Source organism: Yoonia rosea (assembly GCF_900156505.1).
Classification (GTDB): Bacteria; Pseudomonadota; Alphaproteobacteria; order Rhodobacterales; family Rhodobacteraceae; genus Yoonia; species Yoonia rosea.
In genome coordinates, this window is the sequence record NZ_FTPR01000004.1 from 37,341 (window position 1) to 63,292 (window position 25,952).

Sequence of the window (25,952 nt, forward strand, 5' to 3'; positions counted from 1 at the left end):
ACCCGTCGCCTTACCGAATGTCTGTCAGGGCGCGACGATGTCGATGCGACGTAGACATCAGCCCTTTTTCAGACGTTATGAAACCCGTGTCGGGATCGTTTGGCAAGGCATTTTACAAGAACCCTGCGGGATAAGTCGGCAGATGCCTATTCTGGTAGCAGTTAGCTAGGTCGGTTGCCCGATGCTTTTGGCAAAGCTTGTCAGGGTCTCCAATGCGCCCGCCCAGCCATGCTGTACTTCATCAAGCGTATCGGGACCGGAAAAGGACGAGACTGCGACGGTGATGTTCAATGCGGTTTGTGCGCCCTTACTTTCCAGCAGATAGGTGACAAGACTTGTAGACACGGCTTCACCGCCGAAAATCAGAGTCTCTGTAAACACGGCGCGTTCCGGTGCTGCGAGATTGTACCAGCGGGTTTCCACAAGAAACTCGGGCGCATCAACAGGCCCGAACCGGTGCACATCCACTCCGCCGACACGCAGATCGGCGGCATCGGTTTCCAACAGGGTAGATGCATCCGGCCCGTTCCATTTCTCGCGCTCTTTGGCATCTGTCAGAACCTGCCACAGTCGGTCCGCCGGCAGGGGAAGCAAACGGTGCATATCGAAAGATTTTGTATCAAGTGGCATTCAATGGTCCTTTTCTTTTGCGGCTATCTGGTGCGCCAGTGCGTCGAGGTTGTTCATCCGGTTCTCCCAAATCTCGCGTTGCCACGCGAGCCAGCCTTGCGCTGCGATCAACGGCGCTGCTTCGATATGACAGGTCCGCACGCGCCCCTTTTTGATTGAACGGACAATTCCCGTCTCTTCGAGGACTTTGAGGTGCCGCATGAATGTGGGTAGCGCCATTTTATGCGGGCTGTGCAATTCGCTGACACTCGCGGGGCCAGAGGCAAGCCGTTCGATAACTGCGCGGCGGGTGGGGTCGGACATGGCGCCGAAAAAGGAATCAAGTTGCTTGGTCATACGGTCGAGCATTTGCCGCAATGCGGTCATTGTCAATATAGTTAGTCATATTGCTAAGTAATAAGCCAAGACTCGCTTCCACGCTTGCAGCGGCGCAGGCATTCGCTACCTTGCGGATATGACAGCTGACCCCCGATTCATTCACCTGCGTGTCCACACGGAATATTCCCTGCTGGAAGGCGCGATCCCGACCAAAAAGCTGCCCGGTTTGATTGCCGGAATGGGCATGCCCGCTGTCGCGGTGACCGACAGCAACAACATGTTCAATGCGCTTGAATTTTCCGAAGGGGCAGCGAAAGCGGGGGTGCAACCGATCATCGGCTGTCAGCTTGACGTGACCTATATGCCCGCCGAGCCGGGCAAACGGCCCGAAGCACCCGCGCCCATCGTGCTGCTGGCGCAATCCGAAGCGGGGTATATGAACCTGATGAAGCTGAATTCTTGCGCCTATCTGGATGCGCAAGGACAGTTGCCGCAGGTCACCCTTGAAGAACTGGCGCAGTACCACACGGGTCTGATTTGTCTGTCAGGTGGCCCTGATGGGCCATTGGGCCGTCTGTTGCGCCAAGGCCAGCGGCCAAAGGCCGAGGCGTTCCTCGACAGGCTTGCCGCGATTTACCCTGACAGGCTTTATGTCGAATTGCAGCGTCACCCGGGCGATGGATTGCCCGAGGCCGAAAGGCTCTCGGAGCGCGGGCATATTGAAATGGCCTACGCGAAAAACCTGCCGCTGGTCGCCACAAATGACGTCTATTTCCCCAAGACCGAACTGTACGAGGCGCATGACGCACTGATCTGTATCGCGGAAGGCGCCTATGTCGACCAGCAAGAGCCACGCCGCCGTTTGACGCCGCAGCACTATTTGAAATCACCGCAAGAGATGGCAACATTGTTTGCCGATCTGCCCGAGGCGATTGAAAACACGGTCGAGATCGCAAAACGCTGTGCATTCAAAGCTTATAAGCGCGCGCCCATTCTGCCCAAATTTGCCGATGACGAAGTGGCCGAATTGCGGCGTCAGGCGCAAGAGGGGCTAAAAGCGCGTTTGGCGGTGATTCCCCATGCGGCCGAGGTGGTGGAATACGAAAAACGCCTCGAATTCGAGCTTGGGATCATCGAAGGCATGGGGTTCCCCGGTTACTTTCTGATCGTTGCCGACTTTATCAAATGGGCCAAGGATCAGGGTATTCCTGTCGGGCCGGGCCGTGGGTCTGGCGCGGGGTCTTTGGTTGCCTATGCGCTGTTGATCACTGATCTTGATCCGCTGCGCTATTCACTGCTGTTCGAACGGTTCCTCAATCCTGAACGTGTGTCGATGCCTGACTTTGACATCGACTTTTGCATGGACCGCCGCGAAGAGGTGATCCGCTACGTGCAGGAAAAGTACGGGCGCGATAAGGTCGGGCAGATCATCACCTTCGGTGCGCTCTTGTCCAAGGCCGCCGTGCGGGACGTGGGCCGCGTGCTGCAGATGCCATACGGACAGGTGGACCGTTTGTCCAAGATGATCCCTGTGGAAGGCGTGAAACCCGTTTCAATTGAAAAGGCGCTGGCCGATGAACCCCGCCTGCGCGAAGAGGCCAAGAATGAAGAGGTTGTTGACCGCCTGCTGACCTATGCCCAGCAGGTCGAGGGTCTGCTCCGCAATGCCTCAACCCACGCGGCGGGTGTCGTGATTGGCGACCGTCCGCTGGATGAACTGGTGCCGCTTTATCAGGACCCGCGTTCAGACATGCCCGCCACCCAATTCAACATGAAATGGGTTGAGCAGGCAGGGTTGGTAAAATTCGACTTTCTGGGCCTGAAAACTCTGACTGTGATCCAGAACGCGGTGGAACTGGTCAAAAAGACTGGCCGTCCGCTGAATATCGCCGCAGATGGCACCAAGCTTTACGACGCGCTTGAAGGGTTTGAATATGACATCGGGGCGATCCCGCTGGATGATGAAAAATCCTATGCGCTGTATTCCAGCGCCAAAACCACGGCCGTGTTTCAGGTGGAATCCAGCGGTATGATGGATGCGCTCAAGCGCATGAAACCAACCTGCATCGAAGATATCGTGGCGCTTGTGGCGCTCTATCGCCCCGGCCCGATGGAGAACATCCCGACCTATTGTGAGGTCAAGAACGGGCAAAAGGAACTGGAATCGATCCACCCGTCGATTGACCATATCCTGAAAGAAACCCAAGGCATCATCGTCTATCAGGAACAGGTGATGGAGATCGCGCAGGTTATGGCGGGCTATTCGCTTGGTGGCGCGGATTTGCTGCGCCGCGCGATGGGTAAAAAGATCGCCGAGGAAATGGCCAAGGAACGCCCGAAGTTTGAGGAAGGCGCCAAGGCCAACGGGGTAGACCCCAAGAAAGCCCGCGAGGTTTTCGACCTTTTGGAAAAATTCGCCAACTACGGCTTCAACAAATCCCACGCGGCGGCCTATGCGGTGGTCAGCTATCAAACGGCATGGCTGAAAGCGAACCACCCTGTCGAATTTATGGCTGGCGTGATGAATTGCGATATCCACCTCACGGATAAACTGGGCGTTTATTTCCAAGAGGTCAAAAAGGGGTTGGGTATTGAATATACCCCGCCTTGCGTGAACCGCAGTCAGGCAACCTTTGACGTTCAGGATCAAAAGCTTGTCTATGCGCTGGGCGCGCTGAAAAATGTGGGCGTCGAGGCGATGAGGTTGATCGTTGCAGGGCGCGCGGACCGCGCATTTGTGAACCTATACGACTTTGCCCGCCGCTGTGATCTGAAACGTATCGGAAAGCGCCCGCTTGAGATGCTGGCGCGGGCAGGGGCCTTTGATGTGCTTGACCCGAACCGCCGCCGCGTGATGCTGAGCCTTGATGCGCTGACCGCTTATTCTGCTGCAATCCATGATCAAAAATCCTCAAATCAGGTGTCGCTCTTCGGGGATGCGGGCGAGGATCTGCCGGAGCCACGGCTGATGGATGGCGCAGATTGGTTGCCTGCCGAGCGGCTTGCCGAAGAGTTCAAGGCCATCGGGTTTTATCTGTCGGGCCACCCACTCGATGACTATATGGGCGCGCTGAAGCGCAAGCAGGTGTTGACGCTGGACGAAGTGATCGCCAAGGCCGAACGTGGGGCCTGTGTGGTGAAGATGGCCGGTACCGTGTCGGGCCGGCAAGAACGTAAATCGGCGCGCGGCAACCGCTTTGCCTTTGCGCAACTGTCTGATCCGACGGGCCAATATGAGGTGACGCTGTTTTCGGATGTCTTGGAAAACGCCCGTGAATTTCTTGAAACCGGCAGTCAGGTCGTCATGACCTGTGAGGCCACGATGGAGGCCGATCAGCTCAAGCTGTTGGGTCGTTCGGTCGGTCCTGTGGATGCGATGGTGGCTGATGCAGGTGGTGCAGGTCTGCGGGTATTCATTGACGGGCCAGACGTGATCGGATCGGTCGCCACTGTGCTCGGGAACGCTGCCAAAGGGTCTGTACGTGCCTCAAGAGGACCAATCTATTTTTGTTTGATGCGCGACGATCTTCCCGGAGAGGTCGAGCTTGATCTGGGCGAGGAATTTCCGGTCAACCCGCAGATCAAAGGTGCGCTACGCAGCTTGGGCGGTGTGATCGAAGTGGAAGACGCCTAGGCAAAGGGATCAAGCCTTGCGATGGCTTTCGCATGATTGATCACGCAATAATTCCTGCGTTCGTCTTCGAATTCGGGAATCGCGGCGCTGAGTGCGGCCATATCCTTTACGGCCAGAACCATAGCTTCGCCCCCTTCACCACCGAATTCCTTGGTTTCTGCGGTTGTGAAAACGATCCCCATGACAATGTTGCTTGCCGGAAAAAGTTCGACCGGATGCGTTTGGCTAAGCGCTTCAATCCGTGGGCTCAACCGTTCAGATGTTTCGCGTGGCAGTGTCACAATTGCCATTTTTTAACCCTATTCGTGCTTGCGCTGTGAAAAATGTGGCAGATTAGCGCGCTGTTTATCTCTTTTAGTCTAGGATAGTTCCACAGCTCCTTAACATGGTCTAAATTAAATGTAATAGAGTGCAAAACGTATTTTTAACTAGGTAGCCGCGATGCCATTTCTTTTTGACTGGACAACCTTTTCAAGCCCGAACGGGACCACGACGCTCACCAATACGTCTGGACCGGGGCTAGGAAATTCGACGACGTTTACGTCGACGGCATCAAGCTCGGCAGGTGCAAATAATCCGGGTTATTTTAACAATTTTGGTGGGTCAATTTTTGCTCAGCGCGTCCCCGCAGGAGAATCGGCCAACCTCGCCTTGGATTTCGATGACGGGGTCAAGAATCTGTCTTTCGAAATTTTCGACCTCGATGCGAATGGGAATGCTTGGTCGGATGTCGTGACGATCACGGCATTGGATGCAAACGGGAATCCGGTTACGCCGATTTTTTCGAATTTGGAAACTTATCACGTCCTGTTAGACCCAAATACAGTCGCTGCGAATGATACCAGTTCCGCCGCGGTTGACGGCCCGGGGGCTGCGGACTCTATTTCGGTAACCTTCGGCTCACCTGTTGTCAGCGTGGTGATTTCGTTCTCGGGCAACAGTGACAACGGCATTCGGTCAGGCGCGGTCGGTCTAGGTGACTTTACCGGTGATATCGTTTGTTTTGCGCATGATACGATGATCGAGACGAATGAAGGGCAGGTTGCTGTGCAGGTTCTGCGCGTCGGTGATCTGGTGCGCACAAAGGACAATGGCCTGCAGCCGATCCGCTGGATCGGGTCGCGGACCGTTGATGCTGTTGGCCGGTTCGCGCCGATCGAGATTGCCGCAGATGTGCTTGGCAACGACCGGCCGCTTGTTCTGTCGCCGCAGCACCGTGTGATGCTGAGTGGTTGGCAGGCCGAGTTGTTGTTCGGCGTCCCAGAGGTGCTGGTGGCGGCGAAGCATCTGGTTGATGATAAGAAAATTCTGCGCCGTGAAGGTGGCACGGTGACCTATTTTCACATGATGTTCGATCAGCATGAAATTGTTTATGCTGATGGCGCGCCTTGTGAGAGCTTCCATCCTGGACATGTGGGCATCTCCGGCATGGATGATGCGCAACGCGACGAAATATTCGCGCTGTTTCCGGAGCTGGAACAGGATTTCGCCGGGTTCGGACCATTGGCACGTATGTGCTTGAAGTCCGCTGAGGGCCGTATGATTGCGCAGATGATCCATCTTCGGCACTAGCTTGATTGCGCCGCGATAGTGTTGTGGTGCTTATCTGTAAGAGGCACTATGCCATCCGTGCCATTTTGCGCGAAGGATGATCAGGGGCGCGATGCGTTGCCTACGGGCGGACCGAAGGTTTGGTTTGACTGCTGCCTTCGATCAGAAACTTGCCTGCGGCCCAACCCTCAATGCCGGGATCAGCCAGCGTCGCAACCTTGCACCAGCGCCCTCCTTCGGCCATGCGGCATCCCAGGTTGCGCATGATTTGACCGTTGGACAGGCGGGCGAGACGGTCCGCCTCCAGAGACGGGGCCGCGCGCAGGTTCAGCGTACTGCCGGATGTCGCGACCTGATAGAAATCGGGCCCGCCCTGCAGCCCGTCGGCAAAATCACCCTGAACAACGACGCCTGTGTCGCCATTGATGCCGATGGTCAGCGTATAGTCAGATGTTTCACCCCGCCGCGCGGCGCTGCGCATCAAATAGACCGAGACCGTATATTCGCCTGATAAGGGCAGGACCCCGTCGAAGGCATTCAGCTCTGGTGTCATCTGGCTGACAGCCATTGCTTCACCCCCGGGGCCAGCGCCGGGAGCGTAGAGATTGAAATACGTGGCCAAGTTTGAAGGGGTGAGAGTGACGGTCATACGTTGGCCCGCCTCGGCCCCGATTGTATAGAGGACGACGTCACGTCCTGTGACCGTGTCAGTGAGCGTGGTGCCAGAGCCTCCGGCCGCAAAGCGGACCTGTACGGTCCGCGTGTCATCTTGGGCCGTCGCGATCACCGGGGCGGTCAAGGTCAGTGCGAAGGCGAGAAAGAAAGAGATGGCATTCATCGCAGGGGGCTTTCACGGCTTGGTTCAAAAGGCGTGTTTGGAACGTCTATACCATCCAAGGCACATTTCGCCAAAACCTTACCACGTCGGGATATACGTCTACCAGTGCGGCGGTCGCTGGTCGGCCAAGGGGACCGTGCCACCTGCATCCATTTCGCGCCCTGCTTCGCGTTCCATCAGCATCGCCAAACGCCGTTGCGCCACAGCCAATTCGGTTTCCTGCCGGGCGACGATATCCGACAAGTCTTCGACTGTTCGGGTCAGGTGTGCGATCTTTTCTTCAAGGTGCGTGATGTTTGTCATAGCCGCATCATAGCGCTGCAACGATGCCGCGAAAAGGGCCGCGCTGCGGATTGTGTCGGTGGTCGGAATTTGAGTATTTTTGGCAAGATGATGTCAGGGCAATGCTTTGAACTGTGCCTGGGGTGCATTGCCCCTGTCACAATGGCGGGTTAAACGGCGCTTGAACAGAAGTGACCGGCAGGATCAAGTGCATGGCCAAGATCAAGAAACAGCCCCGCCCCAAGGCGCAGACGCCCAAAGGGTTTCAGGATTATTTCGGCGCGGACGTGACTGCGCGCAATGAAATGCTGGCCACGATTGCGGGGGTTTATCATCGCTACGGGTTTGATGCCTTGGAAACGTCCGCCGTTGAAACGGTCGAGGCTCTGGGCAAGTTCCTGCCCGATGTAGACCGCCCGAATGAGGGTGTCTTTGCATGGGAAGAAGATAACGACTGGCTGGCACTCCGCTATGATCTGACGGCCCCTTTGGCGCGTGTCGCGGCTCAGTATCGCAATGATCTGCCGTCACCTTACCGCCGTTATGCAATGGGCCCTGTGTGGCGCAATGAAAAGCCGGGACCGGGGCGGTTCCGGCAGTTCTACCAGTGTGATGCCGATACGGTCGGGGCGGGGTCCGTGGCCGCAGATGCAGAGATATGCGCGATGCTGGCAGACACGCTGGAAGCGGTGGGGATCGAGCGCGGGGATTACATTATCCGCGTGAACAACCGCAAAGTTCTGAACGGGGTGATGGAAGTCGCAGGACTGTCCGGTGACGACAAAGAGGCCGAGCGCGGGATTGTGCTGCGCGCGATTGATAAGTTGGATCGGCTGGGGGCGGATGGTGTGAGGGCACTGTTGGGTGAAGGCCGCAAGGACGCCAGTGGTGATTTTACCAAGGGTGCCGGGCTGGCGGATGCGCAGGCCGAGGTCGTGATGGGCTTCATGGAAGCCAAGCGCGACACCGGTGCGGCGACTGTTGCACGGTTGAATGAACTGGTGGGCGGATCAGCGATTGGTCTAGAGGGTGTGCAAGAGCTCGAAACCATCGCGGCGCTGTTAGAGGCGCAAGGCTATACAGCTGAGAGGATCGAGATTGACCCCTCTGTCGTTCGTGGTCTCGGCTACTACACCGGCCCTGTCTATGAGGCTGAGCTGACCTTTGAAGTCACCGACGAAAAGGGCCGTCCGCGTAACTTTGGTTCCGTTGCTGGCGGCGGACGTTATGATGATCTGGTGAAACGCTTTACGGGGCAGGAAGTGCCTGCGACCGGTGTGTCGATTGGTGTGGACCGTTTGCTGGCCGCCTTGCGCGCTAAGGGGCGCATGGATCAGACGGCAATGGGGCCGGTCGTCGTCACGGTCATGGATCGCGACCGGATGGCGGACTATCAAACCATGGTGGCCGAGCTTCGGAATCCGAACGATGGCGGCGAACCTATCCGCGCGGAGGTCTATCTGGGCAACCCCAAGAACTTTGGCAATCAGTTGAAATATGCCGACAAGCGCGCGTCGCCTGTCGCGATCATCGCGGGCAGTGATGAATTCGACAAAGGCATCGTGCAGATCAAGGACCTGATCCTTGGTGCCGAGATTGCCAAGAACGCGACGCTGGAAGAGTGGAAGGACCGCCCCAGCCAATACGAGGTGCCGCGCGACCAGATGCTTGCGAAGGTGCGCGAAATTTTGGCCGAGCACAGCTGATGCCAACCTCAACTGATACATTGGCCGAGGCGCGGCGTCTGCGTGATCTCTTTGCCGCCAAAGGGGCGCAGGTGATCAAGGCCGACGTGCTGCAATCGGCAGAGACCCTTCTTGATCTTTACGGCGAGGATATCCGCGCGCGCGCCTATCTGACGTCTGATCCATTGCGCGGCGAGATGGTACTGCGCCCTGATTTTACGGTCCCAGTTGTGCAGATGCATATGGAGGCCCGTGCAGATCCTGCGCGCTATACCTATTCCGGCAAGGTATTCCGCAAGCAGGAAACCGACGAAACCCGCGCGAATGAGTTTGTGCAGGTGGGCTATGAGGTGTTTGACGGTGCAAATCCCGCAGGTGCCGATGCCGAGGTTTTTGCAGCTATCGCACAGGGGCTTGCCGGGCTGCCTGTGCGGGCTGCCACGGGTGATATCGGGGTGCTGATGGCGGCGGTGCGCGGGCTGCAGACGACTGATGATCGCAAGGCGGCGCTCATGCGGCATATCTGGCGGCCGCAGCGGTTTCGCGCCTTGTTGAAGCGGTTTGGCAGCGCGGCCGTAACGCCTGCCCGTGCCGCGCTTTTGGCTGCGGATGATCCTTTTGCACAGGCAGGGCCCGAAATCGGGTTGCGCACCCGTGTAGAAGTGCAGGCGCGCATTGATGCCCTGCGTGCCGATGCAGCGGCACCGCCGATTGCCACCGAAGAGATTGCGGTGATCGATGCGATCTTGGGTCTGCGCGAAACGGCTCCAAACGTCCTGAGTGCCCTGCGCGATATGGCAGTCGATATGCCTGCAATTGGTGATGCGGTTGCCACCATGAACGCCCGACTTGAAGCCCTGTCCAAGCACGGTGTTGATGTCGCCAGTCTCGAGTTCGAAGGCAGTTACGGGCGCACGTCGCTGGAGTACTATGACGGGTTTGTTTTCGGGTTTTACGCCATTGATCGTCCGGACCAGCCGCCTGTTGCGTCCGGTGGCCGCTATGATGCGCTGACGGCGCGATTGGGTCAGGGCCGTGCAGTGCCTGCGGTGGGTGGCGTGATTCGCCCCGATCTGGCTGTGGGGTTACGCTGATGTTGAAACTGGGTGTGCCGTCCAAGGGGCGGTTGATGGAAAAGACCTTTGACTGGTTTGGTGCGCGTGGGATCAGCCTGCGTAAATCAGGCTCTGATCGTGAATATGCGGCAGCCGTTGACGGGTTTGAGGGGCTTGAACTGGTGCTGTTGTCAGCGGGAGAAATTCCGCGTGAGTTGGCATCAGGGAATATTCATCTCGGTGTGACGGGGTCTGATCTGGTGCGCGAGAAGCTGGCCAATTGGGACAGCCGTGTTGCGGAACTTGCGCCGATGGGCTTTGGCGGGGCTGATCTGATTGTCGCGGTCCCGCAGGCCTGGGTTGATGTCAATACGCTGGATGATCTGGATGCAACGGCGGCAGCGTTTCGACAAAAACACGGGTTCCGGCTGCGGATCGCGACGAAATACCACCGTCTGGTGCGTGAATTTTTGCGCGAGCAGGGCGTGGCAGATTATCAGATTGTGGATAGTCAGGGCGCAACCGAAGGCACGGTCAAGAATGAGACTGCCGAGGCGATTGCCGATATCACTTCGACCGGTGAAACACTGCGCGCCAATGGTTTGAAGATCTTGGATGACGGGCTGATTCATGCGTCCCAGGCGACCCTGTTTCGCGGGCGGCGCAATGACTGGACCGATGAGCAACGCAAGAAGCTGAAGGCGCTGCAGTTGGTGCTGGGGATCTAGGCCTGCGCAGCCCTGACCGCGTCACGGCAGGCGGTGTCGAGCGCCGAAGGTTTGTGGCGGGCTTTTGCGAGACCGGTTTCAGTGTCATCGCCAGCCACTGCCGATGCGGCAGTTGCCGCCATGCTATAGCTGTGGACCTGTGTGATGCCTTTCAAAGCTTGCCGGCACAGGGCATGGATCACCAGATAATCCAGGTGGCTACCGAGAAGGCCTGCACCTTTCTCTGTCCCGCCTGCGGCATTGCTTTCGCAGGCAAGGGCATCCGTCGACAGAAATGAACGGCAGATCATCGGGCGTGCCTCGTAGGCGCGGCAACTGCGTGTTTCGGGGTCAAGTGCGGGGCATGCCTCTGGGTGCCACGCACGGCCATCGGGTTGGCCCGCAAGCGGACTTGCGGCTTGGTGGAGTTGCGTAGCCTCAAAGGCCGTGATCACGCCACCCTCGCCACCTGAGAGGATACAGCAAAAGGCGCATCCTTGGGTGCAGGCCGCATTTGTCACGGCCTCGGGTGGGGCTTTCATGATCTCGTCGCGGACGGCGTGGCCCAATCGCCATGCGGCTTTCCCGCTGGCCATTTCCGCAACGACCTCACTGACGGGCATACCGTAGGTTTGAGCGGTTTGCAGGAAAGAAGTGAGGATGCGTTTGGCGCGATCCTCCTGCGGCTTGCCTGCGCCTTTGACCTTGGCTTTGGCCACCCGCCCGGCAATATCGGCCACAGTGATCGCGCCTGGCGTATTGCCTTTCTGGGCGCGCCTGCGGGCCGCGCGGGAAGATGCTGGTTTCATACTGCGCCCTTGGATGCCATTGTCGTGGCTGACTATAGAAGGCACGGGCGGGGCGTCCAGTGTTAGCCCTGCAATCTGTCCCGCAAGAAACGTCGCAGAATCTTGCCGGATGCGGATTTCGGGATCTCATCCACGAAATAGACCTGGTGGAGCTGCTTATAGGTGGCAAGGCGTGCCGCGATATGGGCGTTGATGGTGTCCTGATCGGGGGCAAGATCGCCCGCCACGACAAAGGCGACAGGCAGTTCGCCCGCTTCATCGTCTGGCAGGCCCACAACCGCAGCATCTGTGATGCCGTCCATGGCGACCAACGTGGCCTCCAACTCTGCCGGAGCCACCTGAAAGCCTTTGTATTTGATCAGTTCTTTCAGGCGGTCGGTGATGAACATATAGCCATCTTCGTCAATCTTCGCGATGTCACCGGTCCGCAGCCAGCCGTCATCTGTGATGGTTTGCGCGGTGGCCTGCAGGTTGTTGAGATAGCCTTGCATGACCTGCGGCCCTTTGATCCAGAGCTCGCCTTCTGCGCCTGCGGGCAGGTTCTGTCCGGTCTCGATATCGACGATCCGGCAAGTGGTGTTGGGCGCGGTGATGCCTGCCGCACCAGAGCGCGGCGCATGGCGCGGAACCACGTGGGAGACGGGGCTGAGTTCGGTCATGCCATAACCTTGCAGCGCGTTGCAGCCCAGCCTCGCTGCAATCGCGTCGGAGAGATCGGCGCCGGAAGGAGCAGCGGCGATGAATACCTCTTGCAGCCCTGATAGGTCATAGTCATCGACGAGCGGATGTTTGGCCAGTGCAAGGGCGACAGGGGGCACGACCCACATGCGCTGGGCCTTGTAGTCTTGGCTGATTTGCAGGAATTGCGGCAGGTCAAAGCGCGGCATTGTCACCAACGCGCCGCCGCCGCCGAGATGGATATTCATCAGAACGGTCATACCGTAGATGTGGAAGAACGGCAGGAAGGCGGCAGTCACTTCGCCCGCCTGAAAATCGGCGGCGACGATGGATTGATCGACATTGATCACAAGATTGCGGTGCGAGAGCATGACACCTTTGGGCAGGCCGGTTGTGCCAGAGGAATAGGGCAGAACCACGGTAAATGCGTCAAGGTCCACAGGAACTTGCGCTGGAATGGGATCGCGGAAAAGGGCTGCGTACTCCGACGTGCCAATGGCGATAACCGCGGTGTCGCCTGCGCCTGCTTGCGCCGTCTCCATGAAGTCGGGGATCGTAAAAAGAAGTTCGGCACCGGCATCGCGCATCTGGTGCGCGACCTCGCTCGCGGTATAGGTCGGGTTCAGCGTTGTGATTGTCCCGCCACCCCAGGCGACTGCGTGAAAGACCACGCAATACTCGGGCATGTTGGGGGCCATGATTGCCACCGTATGCCCTGCGCCAAAGCCTGCTGCGGCCAATCCTCCCGCCATGCGCTTGACCTGATCCATGAATGCGGCGGCGGTCATGCTGCGCCCGCTGGGGCCATCTGTCAGCACAACGTCGTTGGGGCGGCTTTCAAGGTTTTGGAAAACACGCTCGGTGATCGTCAGGTCTGTCGCAGGGACGTCGGGGTATGGACTTGTGAAAATGGTCATGCAGGGCTCCTCCTGCACGGATCATGGCACAGGGTTTGCCGCCTGCCTAGCGGACACCGATGGCAGCAAGAGCCTTGGAAAGTTCGGGTGGCAGGGCCTCTTCGTCCTGCCGGCCCTCGGGCAGGTCGCGGGGGGCGTCGTCTACGGTCAGATACCGCCAGCCCTGAAAGGCGCGTTTAGGTGTGGCCTCGACGCGGATCAGGCCCGGTTTGCATACGATGGCGCAGCGGCGGATGCCGTCGCCGCCGATGTATTCATCAAGTCGCGCAATGGGCTGACGGCAAAGGATCACGCCTTTGATAACCCAGAAGATCGAACCGTCATTCAGGATCTCTTCAGCCCGTTTCGGCCACATGCGGGTGATGTGGCGTGGCAGCCCGTCTTGGGTCTGCGCACGCGCCGTTGCCTGCCATGCAGAGAGATCGGCGACCGTTTCGGTGCCGACAGAGAGCTTCAGGATGTGGACGGTTTTCGACATCAATCCCCCCCGGGATAAGTGGTAGATAACGTGGATAGGCTGCACGGCAAGGCTTGGCTGAAAAAAGGTTTATGTGGTGGCCCGCTTGAGATCAACCGCTATATATGGTACTTTCAACTGCGGCAATTTTGGTCTGATTTAGTCGTTTCCAACCCAACACCCAACACGTAAGATGCAGGCCTTGCCAGTACCGATGAGGAGATTCCCCGCCATGACCGCGTTTTCCGCCCCTATTGCTGAACAAATCTGGGACATGAAGTACCGGTTCAAGGATGCGGGCGGTACGCCGATCGACGAAACGGTCGAAGACACATGGAAGCGTATTGCCGGTGCGTTGGCTGCGGTTGAGGCTGATCCCAAAGCATGGGAAGGCAAATTCTACGACGCGCTAGCGGATTTCAAATATCTGCCTGCGGGCCGGATCACGGCAGGGGCTGGCACGGCGCGGTCGGTAACGCTGTTCAACTGTTTTGTCATGGGCACGGTCCCTGACAGCATGGGGGGCATCTTTGACATGCTCAAAGAGGCGGCGCTGACCATGCAGCAGGGCGGCGGGATCGGCTATGATTTCTCGACGATCCGCCCCAAGGGTGCGAGCGTGATGGGCGTGGCGGCAGATGCTTCTGGTCCGCTGTCCTTCATGGATGTCTGGGATGCGATGTGCCGCACGATTATGTCGGCCGGTTCGCGCCGCGGCGCGATGATGGCGACAATGCGCTGCGATCACCCTGATGTAGAAGATTTCATCACGGCTAAATCCGATCCTGCGCGTCTGCGCATGTTCAACATGTCCGTGCTGATTACCGATCCGTTTATGGATGCGGTGAAGGCAGACGGGTCGTGGGATCTGGTCTTTGGCGGACAGGTCTACCGCACGGTACAGGCGCGTGATCTGTGGGATGCGATCATGCGGTCGACCTATGATTACGCTGAACCGGGTGTGATTTTCATCGACCGGATCAACCAGATGAATAACCTCAATTATTGTGAAACAATTGCGGCAACAAACCCCTGCGGCGAGCAACCTTTGCCGCCTTACGGGGCATGTTTGCTGGGCTCGATCAATATGGCGCGTCTGGTCAGTAACCCGTTTGAAAATGCGGCCACTCTGGATGAGGGTGCTCTGACCGATCTCGTCGCGACAGCGGTGCGGATGATGGACAATGTGGTGGACGCATCGCGGTTCCCGCTTGAGGCACAGCAGGCCGAGGCCAAGGCCAAGCGTCGCATTGGTCTGGGCGTTACGGGTCTGGCCGATGCGCTGTTGATGGTCGGCCTGCGCTACGGGTCGGAAGAGGCGGCAGCGCAGACGGATAAATGGATGCACCAGATTGCGCGTGCGGCCTATCTGGCCTCTGTTGAGCTTGCGAAAGAAAAAGGGTCTTTCCCGCTGTTCGATGCGGAGAAGTTTCTGGCCAGCGGCGCAATGAAACACATGGATGACGACGTAAAAGATGCAATCCGTCAAAATGGCATAAGAAATGCACTTTTGACGTCGATTGCGCCGACCGGCACGATCAGCCTTTATGCAGGTAACGTGTCGTCCGGGATCGAGCCTGTGTTTGCCTATGCCTACACGCGCAAGGTTCTCCAAAAAGACGGTTCGCGCACCGAGGAAGAGGTTGTGGATTACGCGGTTCAGTTGTGGCGTGATCTGAAAGGTGATGCACCTTTGCCCGACTATTTTGTGAATGCACAAACGCTCGCCCCGCTGGATCATGTGCGCATGCAGGCGGCGGCACAGAAGTGGATCGACAGCTCGATCTCCAAGACAATCAACTGTCCCGAGGATATCAGCTTCGATGACTTCAAAGAGGTCTACATGGCTGCATGGGATCAGGGCTGCAAAGGCTGCACCACCTACCGTCCGAATGATGTGACCGGATCCGTCCTGTCGGTTTCGCAAGAGGCGTCACCGTCCGAAGTTCCGGCGCAGGTCCGGCAAGAGGGTGAAGGGGCTGAAGTCGTCTACATGTCCGAGCCGCTGGACCGCCCGCAAGAGTTGGAGGGCGCGACCTATAAACTGAAGTGGCCCGATAGCGAGCATGCGATTTACATCACCGTGAACGATCTGGTGATTGCGGGGCATCGGCGCCCGTTCGAGGTGTTTATCAATTCCAAGAATATGGAACACTTTGCCTGGACCGTGGCGCTCACGCGCATGATCTCGGCGGTGTTCCGGCGCGGTGGCGATGTGTCTTTCGTGGTTGAGGAACTCAAGGCCGTATTCGATCCGCGTGGTGGCGCTTGGATGCAGGGTAAATATGTGCCGTCTATTCTGGCTGCGATTGGTGGCGTCATTGAAAAACACATGGTCGCTACCGGTTTTCTGGCAGGTGAGGGCATGGGCCTGAAGGCCGATCCGCAGGCGGACGTTGTTGCCATCAACGGTGGACCGCGCGGCAAGGCGTGCTCGTCGTGTGGATCCTACGACCTGCGCATGGTTGAGGGGTGCATGACCTGCGGGTCCTGCGGCTATTCCAAATGCGGCTAAAGCGGATTGCGCCGCAGTAGCCAGATAAAGAACAGCCCGCCGATCAAACCGGTGACGATCCCGATAGGGATGTCATCGGGGGCCATGACCGTGCGCGCAAAGATATCTGCCCAAAGCAGAAAAATCGCGCCGAAAAGTGCCGAGACCGGCAGGACGCGCGTGTAATCGCCGCCGACAATCAGGCGTACGATATGGGGGATCATCAGGCCGACAAAGCCGATGATGCCTGAAAAAGCCACCATGACGCCGGTGATCAGCGCGCCGACCACGAAGATCGTCAGGCGAAACCGGCCGACGGGAATGCCCAAAGTCGCGGCGGTCTCATCCCCGATCGTCATTGCGTTGAGGTTGCCAGCGTTGGCCCAAAGATAGGCACCGCAAACCAGAAGGATCGCCAGCGGATAAATCAACTGGCTCCATTGGGCGAGACCGAGGCCGCCGAGCATCCAGAAAACGACGGTGTGAACAGCGCGAGGATCGCCCAGAAAGATCAGGACATTCGCGGCGGACATCACAATGAACGATACCGCGACGCCAGCCAGCACCAGTCTGTCTGCGGAGGTGGCAGTGGCGAATTGGGCAACGCCGAGCACGAGAAGCGTAGCGCCGAGTGCACCAAGAAAGGCCATCAGCGGCACGGTGAGCAGGCCGAGGAAAAGCCCTGTGTGCAAAAGCGCGAGGATCGCGCCGAACGCCCCGCCAGCAGAGATACCCAAGAGATGCGGGTCGGCCAGCGGATTGCGCGTGACCGCTTGCAGGCTCGCCCCGACGATGGCGAGGCCGGCGCCAACCAGACAGGCCAGGATCGCGCGGGGAAAGCGAATGTCCCAGACGATGGCCTCGCGCCCGGCGGACCAATCAGGGGTGATCAGAAAAGGCATTACTTTATGCAGCAATATCCCCCAGACCGTCGGAAGCGGGACCGAAACCGCACCGACACTGACCGCCGTGGAGAGCGATAGAAACAGCAAGACAGACCCCAGCCCGAAGGTCAGCCGAAGTCGCGCCTTCTGGGGGTTGAGCGTAGTGGTCAGTCTGCGCGCCTCATCCATCTGTTAATTGATGCGGAATGCTGCAGCGAGTGTCTTCACGGCTTCGATGTTGCGCGGGCCCGGCGTTGCCTCGACATACTCAAGCACGACAAAACGGTCGTTCTTGACAGCGTCAAGGTTTGCGAAGGCGGGGTTGGACACCAAGAAGTCGCGTTTTTGCGCAGCAGTCACTTCGCCATAATTCACGATGACGATAATTTCGGGGTTTGCCGCGACAACGGCCTCCCAGCCGACGGTGGTCCAGCTTTTGTCGAGATCATCCAAGATGTTCTCACCACCCGCCGCTGCGATCAGCGCGTTCGGCATGGCATAGCGGCCTGCCGTAAAGGGCGCATCCTCGCCGCTGTCATAAACAAAGACGCGCGGGGCGTCGGGCAGGGGTGGCAGATCGGCAAGGTAGGTGGCGAGGTCGGCTTGGTAGCCAGCGATCAGGGCCTCTGCGCGGTCAGACACACCAAAGACTGCGCCAAGATTGCGCAAGTCATTGTACATGTCATCCATTGAGGCCGCGGTCCGCGCGCCTGTTCCGCCGATGTGAATGCAGCTTTCCGTGAGTTCATACACCGCGATGCCAAAGGGAGCGAGCGTTTCGGGGGTCACTTCGCCACCCACACGCATGCCATAGTTCCAACCCGCAAAGTAGAAATCCGCCTCTGCACCGATCAGCACCTCCTTGGAGGGGTATTGTTCGGAGAGTTCAGGTAGTTCAGCGACCCCTGCGCGCATGGTTTCGTCAAGTTTGTTCCAGCCGGAAATGCCTGTGTAGCCGACCATGCGGTCAGTCAGGCCCAGCACCAGCATCATTTCGGTGAGGTTGATGTCATTGGACACGGCGGCTTTTGGTGGGGCGTCGAAAGTCACCGTGCGCTCACAACTTTGGACGGTGGTTTGGGCAAAGGCGCTGGTTGCCGCGAAGCTGAGGATGGCGGTTGTCAGGTACAATTTCATGTGTGGGGTTCTTTAGGTTGGCAGATGAAAGGACAGGTGGCTGGAGTCGCTAGGTGCGAGCTTTTCGCGGCGGGCATTCACCCGGAACGTGTCAGAGACCAGTGTTTCGGTCAGCAGAGCGTCAGGCGAGCCGAAGCCACGGGGGTGGCCGTTTTCCAGCACAAGAATATCGTCGCAGATATTGGCGGCCATGTTGAGATCGTGCAGTGACACGACGATGGTCAGATCAAGCTGCCGGATGAGCGCAAGCACTTCGAGTTGGTGGCGGATATCAAGGTGGTTTGTCGGTTCATCCAGGATCAGGATTTGCGGTTGCTGCGCCAGCGCACGCGCGACCATGACACGTTGGCGTTCGCCCCCCGAAAGCGTACTGAAATCGCGGTGTTCAAGCCCTCGCAGATCAAGCAGGGCGATGACCTCGTCGATGACCGCACGGTCTTGGGTGCCTGCGCTGGCATAGCCTTCGCGGTGCGGCGTGCGCCCGAGCGCGATGATTTCACGCACGCTCAGACCAAAGGCAGCAGCCTGTTCTTGCAGAACGGCGGCGACATGCTGTGCGGTTTTACGGGCGGGCATGGCCCAGATGTTTTGACCGTTGATTTCTACCCTCCCTGTGCTGGGCGCTTGGTAGCGATAGAGCAGGCGCAACAGCGTGGATTTGCCCGCGCCGTTGGGCCCGACGATGCCAAGCACACGGCCTGCAGCGATCTCAAAACTTGTCGGGTGCAGAACGGGGTCCATGCGCCGGTGGGGGCGCCAGCTTGCGTCGGTTACCTTCAGATGTGCGCCGCTCATGACGCAAGCACCTTGCTGTCTTGCAGGGCGATCATTGCGGCTGGCACCCGGGCCAGTGTCGATTTGCGCAATTTGCCGGGCCGGTCCACCGAGGAACACCAGCCGTCGTGCAGCACAGCGTATTGTTTGGCAAAGTCGACGAGGTCGTCGATGTCATCCTCGGGTGTGATATCGCCGAAAAGATAGGTCGCCTTTTGTGTGCCATGATAGGCGACCGTACAGGGGCGGTCGCAGCCTGCCATGCAGGCAACGCCCGAAATGGCAAAGTCTTCGGCAATGCTATCGCCCGCTGCGGCAATCGCTTTGCGCAGTTTTTCAATAAGTTCGTATCCGGGGCGGCATTCCGTCCCTTTATGTCTACACGATGTGCAGACCGTGATGCGGTGTTGTGTTGTCCGGTCCATGCAGCCCTCCGCGCATAAGCGGGGGGACGAAAGGGCATGTTTGTGCGGCCAATAGAGCCTTGTTCACCATCATGTTCTCCGCTCCGGACACCCCGCCCGGTTTGAGTTTCTCGCGGCACCTCTCGGCACCCTTTGATGGCAGGTCTCCTGACTTCGCGGGTCGCTGCTTACCCGATCCTTCCCGAACTTGCGCTCAGTGGTGATCATCGGGGTCGCTCGCCGCTCACAGTTGCGGGGGCAGTCACGGATTCGGCGCGCTTTGGCTCTTCCTCACCGTATTCCCTTTTCATCCCAGACGCATTTTCGGCGACCGGGAACCATCATCTATAGTGTTTGCGATTCCGAAGGAGGGGTCAAGGGCTGAGTTGACAAGTGGCGGTGTCAATCCAGCGGTTTGAATCTGCCGGTCATGTCTTAGAGCAGCAGATCGCCCAATCCGAATTGTGCTCCGATCACGCCGATGATGATCCCGATCGGCAGGGCAAAAAAAAGTGCCAGCGGCTTGCGCGGCTTTTGGAGTTGTTGCGGGGCTGAGAACCGCCCGATGGAAATAAAGTTGATCACGCGCTCGATGAGGAAGTAAAAAACCAGCCCCCCTGCGCATAGCCCCAATATCACCACGATACTGCCCCATGCGCCTACAGCCGCAAGGTCCACAAGGCCATTAATCGCCAGGCCAAGAAAAACGCCAACGGCCAAGATGGCAATCCAGTTGATCCAGTCAAACATCTGCATGGATTGCCGTGGTCTCAAGGTGTCTTCCTATGCATCTTCCAGGATCAGGTCAGAGGCCTTTTCCCCGATCATGATCGCGGGCGCATTTGTGTTGCCAGATACAATTTCTGGCATGATCGAACAATCCGCGACACGCAGTCCTGCAATCCCGTGCACCCGCAGCCGCGCGTCAACTACAGACTCTTTGCCTTGACCCATCTTGCAGGTGCCTGTCGGGTGATAGATCGACGCGGTATTGTTGCGCGCCCAGTCCAGCGTTGCATCGTAGTCATCCATCGGCAGGCTCGGATTGGGCCGGAATTCTGCGCTGATTTTCGACGTGAGCGGGGCGTGTCGTGCTATTTTGCGCGCAATGTTGACGCCAGCGACGACTGTGCGGCAGTCGGTTTCGGTCGACAGATAGTTGGGGATGATTTTGGGATAGGTCCTGGGATCGCTGCTTTGAAGCCTGATCTCGCCTTTGCTTTCGGGGCGTAGCTGACAGACCGACATCGTGAACGCCGAGAATTTATCGGCCCCTTTGCCGGGGTTTTCGGCCGAGAGTGGCTGGACGTGGAACTGGATATCCGGTGTCTCCACGTCTTCGCGTGTTTTCAGAAAGCCTGTGGCAAGACTGGCGGCCATGGTCATGGGACCGGCGCGGAACATCAGATATTTCAGGCCGATCTTGGCCTGTCCGAACAGCGAACCGACCTCATCATTCAGGGTAGGTTCGTTGCATTTATAGACCAGTCGCGCCTGTAAATGATCCTGCATGTTCTTTCCCACACCCGGCAGGTCATGCACCACGTTGATGCCGTTTTCGCCCAGTTGCGCCGCCTCGCCAATGCCCGAGAGCATGAGGATTTGTGGTGAATTGATCGCACCGCCCGAGAGCACGATTTCCTTGCGTGCCTTGATGGTTTGCACAGTGCCGCTGCGGTCGGTGTAGGTCACGCCTGTGGCGCGCCTGCCTTCGATAATGACCTTTTCGACCTGCGCATGGGTGATGATTTGCAGGTTCTCGCGCGATTTGACCGGATTAAGATAGGCCACCGCTGCACTGCACCGGCGTCCGTTGCGCGAGGTGAGCTGGAAAAAGCCCACGCCTTCCTGCTCGGCGCCATTGTAGTCGGGATTGAACTTATAGCCTGCGGCCTGCGCCGCTGCGACCCATGCATCGGTGATCGGACGTTGGATGCGCATGTTGGAAACCGACAGCGGCCCTTGGTCGCCGTGGTATTCATCCGCACCGCGTTCGTTTTTCTCGGCGCGTTTGAACAAGGGCAATACATCGTCCCAGCCCCAGCCGGCATTTCCCATCTGGCGCCAGCGGTCATAATCCTGCGGCTGTCCGCGGACATAGAGCAGACCATTGAGTGATGATGATCCGCCCAGAACTTTGCCGCGGGGCCATTCTATCGACCGCCCATTCAGGCCCGGATCAGGCTCTGTCTTGTAGCACCAGTCCACCTTTGGGTTGTGGATCGTTTTGAAATACCCCACCGGAATATGGATCCAGGGGTTAAGATCGCGCCCACCGGCTTCAAGCAGAATCACCTTGTGTGCAGGATTCGCACTGAGGCGATTTGCAAGTACACAGCCTGCAGAACCTGCGCCTACAACTATAAAATCAGCTTCCACTGCATCTTTCTCCATCACTGTGAAAAAACTCTATGCAGATTGCGAATACTATACTAGGCTTTTTTGGAACTATTAGTCTCAATAATTGACATCATGGGAGGAAGTCATGGGAGTGAGTGATAAACTAAGCGGTATTTCGCGGAGGGATCTGTTCAAGTTGGCAGGCCAATACGGAATGAGCTCGACGCTAATGGCAGCGGGTACATTTGGCGGGGCAATGAGCCTTGCAAATTTGGCCTCCGCAGCAGAATCAACCTATGAGCGCCGCTTCTCGAAAGAGGCCAAATATAATCTCAAGTTCGGCGCAGCGGGCTTTAACGCGCGCAACCTGCTGATCGAGCGCGCTGGTGCGCTGGAATTTGCACGTGATCTGGAGGCACGTACAGACGGCGAGATTCGCATCGAGTTTATCGGCGACAACCAGATCTGTGGTCAAACATCCTGTGCCGAGAAAACGCAGCAAGGTATCGTTGATATCTACGCTGCTTCGACACAGAACTCTGCTGGTACTGCGCCCTATCTGAACGTTTTGGATTATGCCTATATGTTCCGCAACCGTGCGGACCAGTATCACTTCCTCTATTCACCGGCGTCCATGCGTCTGCTGCGTGAACCCTATGAAAAGCGCCACGGTCTGAAATTCCTGTTCAGCCACGCCGAACTGCGCGGCATCCAGCTGGGTATGAACTTTGACGACAAGCCGACGATCACATCTGTCGAGCAGCTGGCCGGTACAAAGAATCGCGTAACCGGAACACAGCTTGGTCGCATCGCGATGGAAGCGCTGAACCTGAACCCTGTTCCTGTGGCTTGGGAAGAAACACTTGATGGCCTCAAGCAGGGTCTGATTGATGGTGCGGAAACATGGGCGTCGGCCGTGGCTTATGCCAACATGGCGCCTGTGGTGTCCCAGTCGGTTCACCTGAACTTCTTCTGCGGTACCGAGCACACAGCAATGTCTGCTTCGGTCTTTGATAGCCTTGAAGGGTATCTGCAGGATGCGGTGATGGAATCATCCTATTGGGCGCAAACACATGTGCAGGCTGCAAACGAAGTGGCCCTGATCAACACCGTTGGCCAGTCCGATCCTCAGCTGCCAAACACGATCTTTGCACAGAATGGTGTGCGGAACGCGTTCCTGTCGGCTGAAGAGATCAAAAAGGCCGAAGAAATGTGCTCACCTGAGTATCAGCCAGCACTCTGGGAGGAGTGGCGCGAGCGCCTGAACGGCTGGTCCGGTGGTCTGGACACATATCAGGAGATCTATGACGAGGTCCGCACAATTGACGCGAACACCTTGCCCGAGAACGTCGAACCACGCCGCTGGTGGAAGAGCTAACGCGGCCTTTCTCTGAGGTACGATGAAAGGGCCGACCGAATGGGAGTTCGGTCGGCCCTTTTCATCACAAGAAGAAAATAGCTGCATGCATGCAGTATAGGGACACATTAGGGGGGAGACCTAAATGTCGATAATCGCTGAAGCAGTGGCCGTTATTCCGGCCTTGTTCTCGGGCAGTGCGTGGGAGAAGCGTCAGGCATTCGATGCGGATGGCATGTGGCTCTTCTGTTTTGTCTACACGTTTCTGGGCGGTCTTGCTGCGCATTACTTCTACAGATTCTTTCCTTTTATGGAGCGCCATCTGGAACGCACGATTTCCGTCGTGATGTATCTGATCATTGCAGGCATCATCTGTTGGGGCGTGATTGACCGGTTTGTCTTTTCCAGCCAGTGGTCCGGATCGACGACGATCCCGCCGTTCCTTTTCATGGTCATGGCATGGTTTGCATGTTCGTATAACGTGAAACTGCGGACACACCTGAGCTTTAGCGAGTTCCGATCAAAGATGCCGCCGACCGGTCAGATGGCGACACTGACATTGGATGCGGCCCTCTGGCTGGGCTTCTGCTGGATTGCGATCACCACATCGCTGCGCTTTACCGCACTTTCCGCGGACAACTTCCAATTGGTCGATGGCGTAGATGACGTCATGAAATGGTGGTTCTACACAACGATACCCATTGCTTTCACGCTCATGGCCGGTCGTGTGTTCGGAAACTGGATTGAAGACTGGAACAACTACAAGTCTGGTGACCAGATCATCAAGCAAGCCGTCATCGGGGGAGACGTCTAATGGCTGACAGTACATTGATTACACTTATTTCATTGGGCGTGACGCTGTTCTTCATGCTCGGAACACCCGTGCTGCTGGTCATCTTTTACTGGGTCATCGGCATCAGTTTTGTGATCGACCTGCCTTTGGCAAATACAGGTAACGAGCTGATCAACGTGTTCAGCAAAGGCTTTGCCCTGCTGGCGATGCCGCTGTTTATCCTCACCGGTGACCTGATCAACCAATCGGGGATTGCGCGACGATTGTCGGATTTTGCCTATTCGGTTCTGGGCTGGCTGCGCGGCGGTCTTGCCATGGCTTCGATTGCGGCCTGTGGTTTGTTTGCTGCGATCTCGGGGTCCAACTCGGCGACGACGGCGACAATCGGTTCGATGCTGCACCCCGAAATGGTCAAGGGCAACTACGATGAACGCTTCTCGGCGGCGACTGCTGCTGCGGGGGGTACAGTGGGGATCATCATTCCACCGTCCATCATCTTCATCGTATATGGCTTCTTGCTGAACCTGCCGATCTCTGACCTGTTTGTCGCGGGTATCATTCCGGGGGCCTTGATGGTTCTGGGCATGATGACCGCAGCTTTCATCATCTGCACGATCAACGGTTGGGGTGTTCTGATCGGCCTGTCGGTTTCGCGGATGATCAAGACCGGCATTGGCGCTTGGTTGGGCTTCTTTGCCATCGGTCTGGTGCTGTGGGGTATCTACACCGGTAAGTTCTCGCCCACCGAGGCCGCAGGTGTGACCGTTGGCTTTTGTGTGTTTGTTGGTCTTGTATCCTATCCACTCAACCGGTTGATGGGCAGCGCGTCCGATGTTGCTGTAGAGCAAAAAAGCTATGCGTCGATGTTTGTTGTCGAAGGCTTTACCGTTCCGCAGATCCCTTCGATTGTGTCCCGGTCTGCACAGATTTCGGGCATCCTTGTTCCGCTCATTGCGGTGTCGGTTGCGATGCAGCAGGTCATGTCATCCTTGGGTGCCAGAGACTTTATTGGTGAGTTCGTGACCGGTATGGGGGGGTACTACGCGGTGCTATTCACATCCATGGCGATTGTTTTCGTGACTGGCATGATTCTTGAATCCTTGCCCGTGACGATCATTCTTGCGCCGATACTTGCGCCAATTGCAGCTTCGGTCGGCATTGATCCGATCCATTTTGCCGTTGTCTTTCTTGTTGGCGCATCCATCGGGTTTGTAACGCCGCCCTACGGGCTTAACCTTTATGTCGCCTCCGGTGTAACAGGTGTGCCCTACTTCCGGTTGTTGCGCTACATCGTGCCCTACCTTATTGCACTGATTGCAGTCTGGTTCTTTGTGGCACTTGTTCCGGAAACTGCGCTCGCGATTTTGCCGGATAGATAATGTGACGATGATTGACGACAATGACGAGGCCGCCGGCCAAATCCCGACCAATCTTAGGCTCTTGTTGCTTTTAGAAGAAGTCGCGAAGGCCGGTGTCCCCGTCACGCCGTCTGTCATCAACGAGACCATGAAGCTGCCGAAGCCTACGATCCACAGGCTTTTTGCCACGGCAGAGGCGGAAGGTTTCCTGCAACGCGACATTGACGGCCGGTCCTATAGCCCCGGCCGTCGGATGCGGATCCTTGCGATCAATACACTTTCGTCCGAGCGGATCAGAACTGTGCGTCTGGCAGTCCTGAAGTCTTTGGCGCTATCAGTCGGTGAGACCTGTAATCTTGCGATCCCGGAACGCGAGGGCATGTTCTATCTGGACCGCGTGGAAACCCATTGGCCGTTGCGCATTCAGCTGCCTGTCGGCACGCAGGTGCCCTTTCACTGTACCGCCAGCGGGAAAATGTATCTGTCAACGCTGCGGCCCGATTATCTTGACCGATTTCTGAAGAACAACGAGTTGCGCCGGCAAACAGACAAGACAATCACCGATCCTGCGCTGCTCCGAGAGGAATTGGCGAAGACGCGGGAGCGGGGGTATGCCACGGATGATCAGGAATTCATGCCCGGCATGAGCGCCATTGCTGTGCCTATTCTCGATGACCGTGGGAGGCTTTTGTCGACACTTTCGATCCATGCGCCCGAACAACGGGTGCAGGTCGCGGAATTGACAAAACATCTCGAGACCTTGCGCGATGCTGCGGACGAGTTGGCTGCGATTGCCGGACGGTGACCGCAGCCTATAGGCGCTGAAGGAAATGCGTCTTTGAACCTGCGC

General features: G+C 57.6%; 24 protein-coding genes and 1 riboswitch. Of the genes, 10 read left to right on the forward strand and 14 right to left on the reverse strand.

Annotation, left to right across the window (positions count from 1 at the left end):
• Positions 1-165: 165 nt before the first annotated feature.
• Together B0B09_RS16375 and B0B09_RS16380 are read right to left on the reverse strand one after the other, a co-directional pair.
• Complete coding sequence (locus B0B09_RS16375) at positions 166-630, reverse strand: SRPBCC domain-containing protein (RefSeq protein WP_076661003.1); 465 nt, start codon at positions 628-630, stop codon at positions 166-168.
• Positions 631-966 (reverse strand): ArsR/SmtB family transcription factor, encoded by a 336-nt coding sequence (locus B0B09_RS16380; protein WP_076661165.1) that lies wholly within the window; start codon positions 964-966, stop codon positions 631-633. It abuts the gene before it with no gap.
• 118 nt (positions 967-1,084) lie between these two features.
• Between B0B09_RS16380 and dnaE the strand changes: the two genes are divergently transcribed.
• Positions 1,085-4,582 carry a DNA polymerase III subunit alpha gene (gene dnaE / locus B0B09_RS16385; protein WP_076661004.1) on the forward strand — a complete coding sequence of 1,166 codons (3,498 nt, stop codon included), beginning with the start codon at positions 1,085-1,087 and terminating at the stop codon, positions 4,580-4,582.
• Here the strand turns inward: dnaE and B0B09_RS16390 are convergent.
• The gene (locus B0B09_RS16390; protein ID WP_076661005.1) at positions 4,579-4,872 is read right to left on the reverse strand and encodes a hypothetical protein; all 294 of its coding nucleotides are present in this window, start codon (positions 4,870-4,872) and stop codon (positions 4,579-4,581) included. The two genes, dnaE and B0B09_RS16390, sit on opposite strands and share 4 nt — an antisense overlap.
• Before the next feature lie 151 nt (positions 4,873-5,023).
• On the opposite strand from B0B09_RS16390, the gene B0B09_RS16395 reads away from it, so the two are divergent.
• The gene (locus tag B0B09_RS16395) at positions 5,024-6,154 is read left to right on the forward strand and encodes a Hint domain-containing protein (protein ID WP_076661006.1); all 1,131 of its coding nucleotides are present in this window, start codon (positions 5,024-5,026) and stop codon (positions 6,152-6,154) included.
• Positions 6,155-6,254: 100 nt separating this feature from the next.
• On the opposite strand, the gene B0B09_RS16400 is transcribed toward B0B09_RS16395, so the two are convergent.
• Both B0B09_RS16400 and B0B09_RS16405 read right to left on the reverse strand, forming a co-directional pair.
• Complete coding sequence (locus B0B09_RS16400) at positions 6,255-6,971, reverse strand: SH3 domain-containing protein (RefSeq protein WP_084190886.1); 717 nt, start codon at positions 6,969-6,971, stop codon at positions 6,255-6,257.
• A gap of 99 nt (positions 6,972-7,070) precedes the next feature.
• Entirely contained in the window at positions 7,071-7,274 is a 204-nt protein-coding gene (locus B0B09_RS16405; RefSeq protein ID WP_055296238.1) for a SlyX family protein, read from the reverse strand.
• Positions 7,275-7,465: 191 nt separating this feature from the next.
• Here B0B09_RS16405 and hisS point away from each other — a divergent pair, with 191 nt between their 5' ends.
• Genes hisS through hisG form a run of 3 tightly spaced genes read left to right on the forward strand, consistent with a single transcriptional unit; the run spans position 7,466 to position 10,721 of the window.
• Positions 7,466-8,959, forward strand: coding sequence for a histidine--tRNA ligase (hisS, locus tag B0B09_RS16410; RefSeq protein ID WP_076661007.1), 1,494 nt, complete (start codon positions 7,466-7,468; stop codon positions 8,957-8,959).
• Positions 8,959-10,032: an ATP phosphoribosyltransferase regulatory subunit gene (locus B0B09_RS16415; protein WP_076661008.1), complete on the forward strand. Its 1,074-nt coding sequence runs from the start codon at positions 8,959-8,961 to the stop codon at positions 10,030-10,032. The genes hisS and B0B09_RS16415 overlap by 1 nt, the downstream gene beginning before the upstream one ends.
• Entirely contained in the window at positions 10,032-10,721 is a 690-nt protein-coding gene (hisG, locus tag B0B09_RS16420) for an ATP phosphoribosyltransferase (protein ID WP_076661009.1), read from the forward strand. Before B0B09_RS16415 ends, hisG begins: the two co-directional genes overlap by 1 nt.
• On the opposite strand, the gene B0B09_RS16425 is transcribed toward hisG, so the two are convergent.
• The 3 genes from B0B09_RS16425 to B0B09_RS16435 form a co-directional block, all read right to left on the reverse strand.
• Positions 10,718-11,509 carry a YkgJ family cysteine cluster protein gene (locus B0B09_RS16425; protein WP_076661010.1) on the reverse strand — a complete coding sequence of 264 codons (792 nt, stop codon included), beginning with the start codon at positions 11,507-11,509 and terminating at the stop codon, positions 10,718-10,720. The two genes, hisG and B0B09_RS16425, sit on opposite strands and share 4 nt — an antisense overlap.
• Before the next feature lie 62 nt (positions 11,510-11,571).
• A complete protein-coding gene (locus tag B0B09_RS16430; RefSeq protein ID WP_076661011.1) occupies positions 11,572-13,104 on the reverse strand; it encodes an AMP-binding protein in 1,533 nt (510 codons plus the stop codon).
• A gap of 46 nt (positions 13,105-13,150) precedes the next feature.
• Entirely contained in the window at positions 13,151-13,582 is a 432-nt protein-coding gene (locus tag B0B09_RS16435) for a DUF1489 family protein (protein ID WP_076661012.1), read from the reverse strand.
• A gap of 211 nt (positions 13,583-13,793) precedes the next feature.
• Between B0B09_RS16435 and B0B09_RS16440 the strand changes: the two genes are divergently transcribed.
• Complete coding sequence (locus B0B09_RS16440; protein ID WP_076661013.1) at positions 13,794-16,076, forward strand: adenosylcobalamin-dependent ribonucleoside-diphosphate reductase; 2,283 nt, start codon at positions 13,794-13,796, stop codon at positions 16,074-16,076.
• On the opposite strand, the gene B0B09_RS16445 is transcribed toward B0B09_RS16440, so the two are convergent.
• The 6 genes from B0B09_RS16445 to B0B09_RS16470 all read right to left on the reverse strand — a co-directional run bounded on the left by B0B09_RS16445 (position 16,073) and on the right by B0B09_RS16470 (position 21,648).
• The gene (locus B0B09_RS16445) at positions 16,073-17,128 is read right to left on the reverse strand and encodes a FecCD family ABC transporter permease (protein WP_076661014.1); all 1,056 of its coding nucleotides are present in this window, start codon (positions 17,126-17,128) and stop codon (positions 16,073-16,075) included. The two genes, B0B09_RS16440 and B0B09_RS16445, sit on opposite strands and share 4 nt — an antisense overlap.
• A gap of 3 nt (positions 17,129-17,131) precedes the next feature.
• Entirely contained in the window at positions 17,132-18,076 is a 945-nt protein-coding gene (locus tag B0B09_RS16450; RefSeq protein ID WP_076661015.1) for an ABC transporter substrate-binding protein, read from the reverse strand.
• Between the two features lie 12 nt (positions 18,077-18,088).
• Positions 18,089-18,871: an ABC transporter ATP-binding protein gene (locus B0B09_RS16455; RefSeq protein WP_076661016.1), complete on the reverse strand. Its 783-nt coding sequence runs from the start codon at positions 18,869-18,871 to the stop codon at positions 18,089-18,091.
• A complete protein-coding gene (locus B0B09_RS16460) occupies positions 18,868-19,275 on the reverse strand; it encodes a DUF1636 family protein (protein ID WP_055296160.1) in 408 nt (135 codons plus the stop codon). The genes B0B09_RS16455 and B0B09_RS16460 overlap by 4 nt, the downstream gene beginning before the upstream one ends.
• A 120-nt stretch (positions 19,276-19,395) precedes the next feature.
• A riboswitch (cobalamin riboswitch) is annotated at positions 19,396-19,612 on the reverse strand.
• 77 nt (positions 19,613-19,689) lie between these two features.
• Entirely contained in the window at positions 19,690-20,028 is a 339-nt protein-coding gene (locus B0B09_RS16465; protein ID WP_207552169.1) for a hypothetical protein, read from the reverse strand.
• A 9-nt stretch (positions 20,029-20,037) separates the two neighbouring features.
• Positions 20,038-21,648, reverse strand: a complete 1,611-nt coding sequence (locus B0B09_RS16470; protein WP_076661018.1) for a GMC family oxidoreductase — start codon at positions 21,646-21,648, stop codon at positions 20,038-20,040.
• A 91-nt stretch (positions 21,649-21,739) separates the two neighbouring features.
• Between B0B09_RS16470 and B0B09_RS16475 the strand changes: the two genes are divergently transcribed.
• From B0B09_RS16475 to B0B09_RS16490, 4 genes are all read left to right on the forward strand, one after another.
• On the forward strand, positions 21,740-22,972 hold the full coding sequence (locus B0B09_RS16475; RefSeq protein ID WP_055296157.1) for a TRAP transporter substrate-binding protein: 1,233 nt from the start codon (positions 21,740-21,742) through the stop codon (positions 22,970-22,972).
• Positions 22,973-23,096: 124 nt separating this feature from the next.
• Positions 23,097-23,765, forward strand: coding sequence for a TRAP transporter small permease (locus B0B09_RS16480; protein WP_055296156.1), 669 nt, complete (start codon positions 23,097-23,099; stop codon positions 23,763-23,765).
• Positions 23,765-25,123, forward strand: coding sequence for a TRAP transporter large permease (locus B0B09_RS16485; protein ID WP_055296155.1), 1,359 nt, complete (start codon positions 23,765-23,767; stop codon positions 25,121-25,123). Before B0B09_RS16480 ends, B0B09_RS16485 begins: the two co-directional genes overlap by 1 nt.
• A gap of 7 nt (positions 25,124-25,130) precedes the next feature.
• The gene (locus B0B09_RS16490; RefSeq protein WP_055296154.1) at positions 25,131-25,907 is read left to right on the forward strand and encodes an IclR family transcriptional regulator; all 777 of its coding nucleotides are present in this window, start codon (positions 25,131-25,133) and stop codon (positions 25,905-25,907) included.
• Positions 25,908-25,952 lie beyond the last annotated feature (45 nt).

Excerpts from the sequence above, each read along its gene's own strand:
- B0B09_RS16375 (WP_076661003.1), bottom strand. The coding sequence starts at position 630 with ATGCCACTTGATACAAAATCTTTCGATATGCACCGTTTGCTTCCCCTG.
- B0B09_RS16380 (WP_076661165.1), bottom strand. The coding sequence starts at position 966 with ATGACCAAGCAACTTGATTCCTTTTTCGGCGCCATGTCCGACCCCACC.
- dnaE (WP_076661004.1), top strand. The coding sequence starts at position 1,085 with ATGACAGCTGACCCCCGATTCATTCACCTGCGTGTCCACACGGAATAT.
- B0B09_RS16390 (WP_076661005.1), bottom strand. The coding sequence starts at position 4,872 with ATGGCAATTGTGACACTGCCACGCGAAACATCTGAACGGTTGAGCCCA.
- B0B09_RS16395 (WP_076661006.1), top strand. The coding sequence starts at position 5,024 with ATGCCATTTCTTTTTGACTGGACAACCTTTTCAAGCCCGAACGGGACC.
- B0B09_RS16400 (WP_084190886.1), bottom strand. The coding sequence starts at position 6,971 with ATGAATGCCATCTCTTTCTTTCTCGCCTTCGCACTGACCTTGACCGCC.
- B0B09_RS16405 (WP_055296238.1), bottom strand. The coding sequence starts at position 7,274 with ATGACAAACATCACGCACCTTGAAGAAAAGATCGCACACCTGACCCGA.
- hisS (WP_076661007.1), top strand. The coding sequence starts at position 7,466 with ATGGCCAAGATCAAGAAACAGCCCCGCCCCAAGGCGCAGACGCCCAAA.
- B0B09_RS16415 (WP_076661008.1), top strand. The coding sequence starts at position 8,959 with ATGCCAACCTCAACTGATACATTGGCCGAGGCGCGGCGTCTGCGTGAT.
- hisG (WP_076661009.1), top strand. The coding sequence starts at position 10,032 with ATGTTGAAACTGGGTGTGCCGTCCAAGGGGCGGTTGATGGAAAAGACC.
- B0B09_RS16425 (WP_076661010.1), bottom strand. The coding sequence starts at position 11,509 with ATGAAACCAGCATCTTCCCGCGCGGCCCGCAGGCGCGCCCAGAAAGGC.
- B0B09_RS16430 (WP_076661011.1), bottom strand. The coding sequence starts at position 13,104 with ATGACCATTTTCACAAGTCCATACCCCGACGTCCCTGCGACAGACCTG.
- B0B09_RS16435 (WP_076661012.1), bottom strand. The coding sequence starts at position 13,582 with ATGTCGAAAACCGTCCACATCCTGAAGCTCTCTGTCGGCACCGAAACG.
- B0B09_RS16440 (WP_076661013.1), top strand. The coding sequence starts at position 13,794 with ATGACCGCGTTTTCCGCCCCTATTGCTGAACAAATCTGGGACATGAAG.
- B0B09_RS16445 (WP_076661014.1), bottom strand. The coding sequence starts at position 17,128 with ATGGATGAGGCGCGCAGACTGACCACTACGCTCAACCCCCAGAAGGCG.
- B0B09_RS16450 (WP_076661015.1), bottom strand. The coding sequence starts at position 18,076 with ATGAAATTGTACCTGACAACCGCCATCCTCAGCTTCGCGGCAACCAGC.
- B0B09_RS16455 (WP_076661016.1), bottom strand. The coding sequence starts at position 18,871 with ATGAGCGGCGCACATCTGAAGGTAACCGACGCAAGCTGGCGCCCCCAC.
- B0B09_RS16460 (WP_055296160.1), bottom strand. The coding sequence starts at position 19,275 with ATGGACCGGACAACACAACACCGCATCACGGTCTGCACATCGTGTAGA.
- B0B09_RS16470 (WP_076661018.1), bottom strand. The coding sequence starts at position 21,648 with ATGGAGAAAGATGCAGTGGAAGCTGATTTTATAGTTGTAGGCGCAGGT.
- B0B09_RS16475 (WP_055296157.1), top strand. The coding sequence starts at position 21,740 with ATGGGAGTGAGTGATAAACTAAGCGGTATTTCGCGGAGGGATCTGTTC.
- B0B09_RS16480 (WP_055296156.1), top strand. The coding sequence starts at position 23,097 with ATGTCGATAATCGCTGAAGCAGTGGCCGTTATTCCGGCCTTGTTCTCG.
- B0B09_RS16485 (WP_055296155.1), top strand. The coding sequence starts at position 23,765 with ATGGCTGACAGTACATTGATTACACTTATTTCATTGGGCGTGACGCTG.
- B0B09_RS16490 (WP_055296154.1), top strand. The coding sequence starts at position 25,131 with ATGATTGACGACAATGACGAGGCCGCCGGCCAAATCCCGACCAATCTT.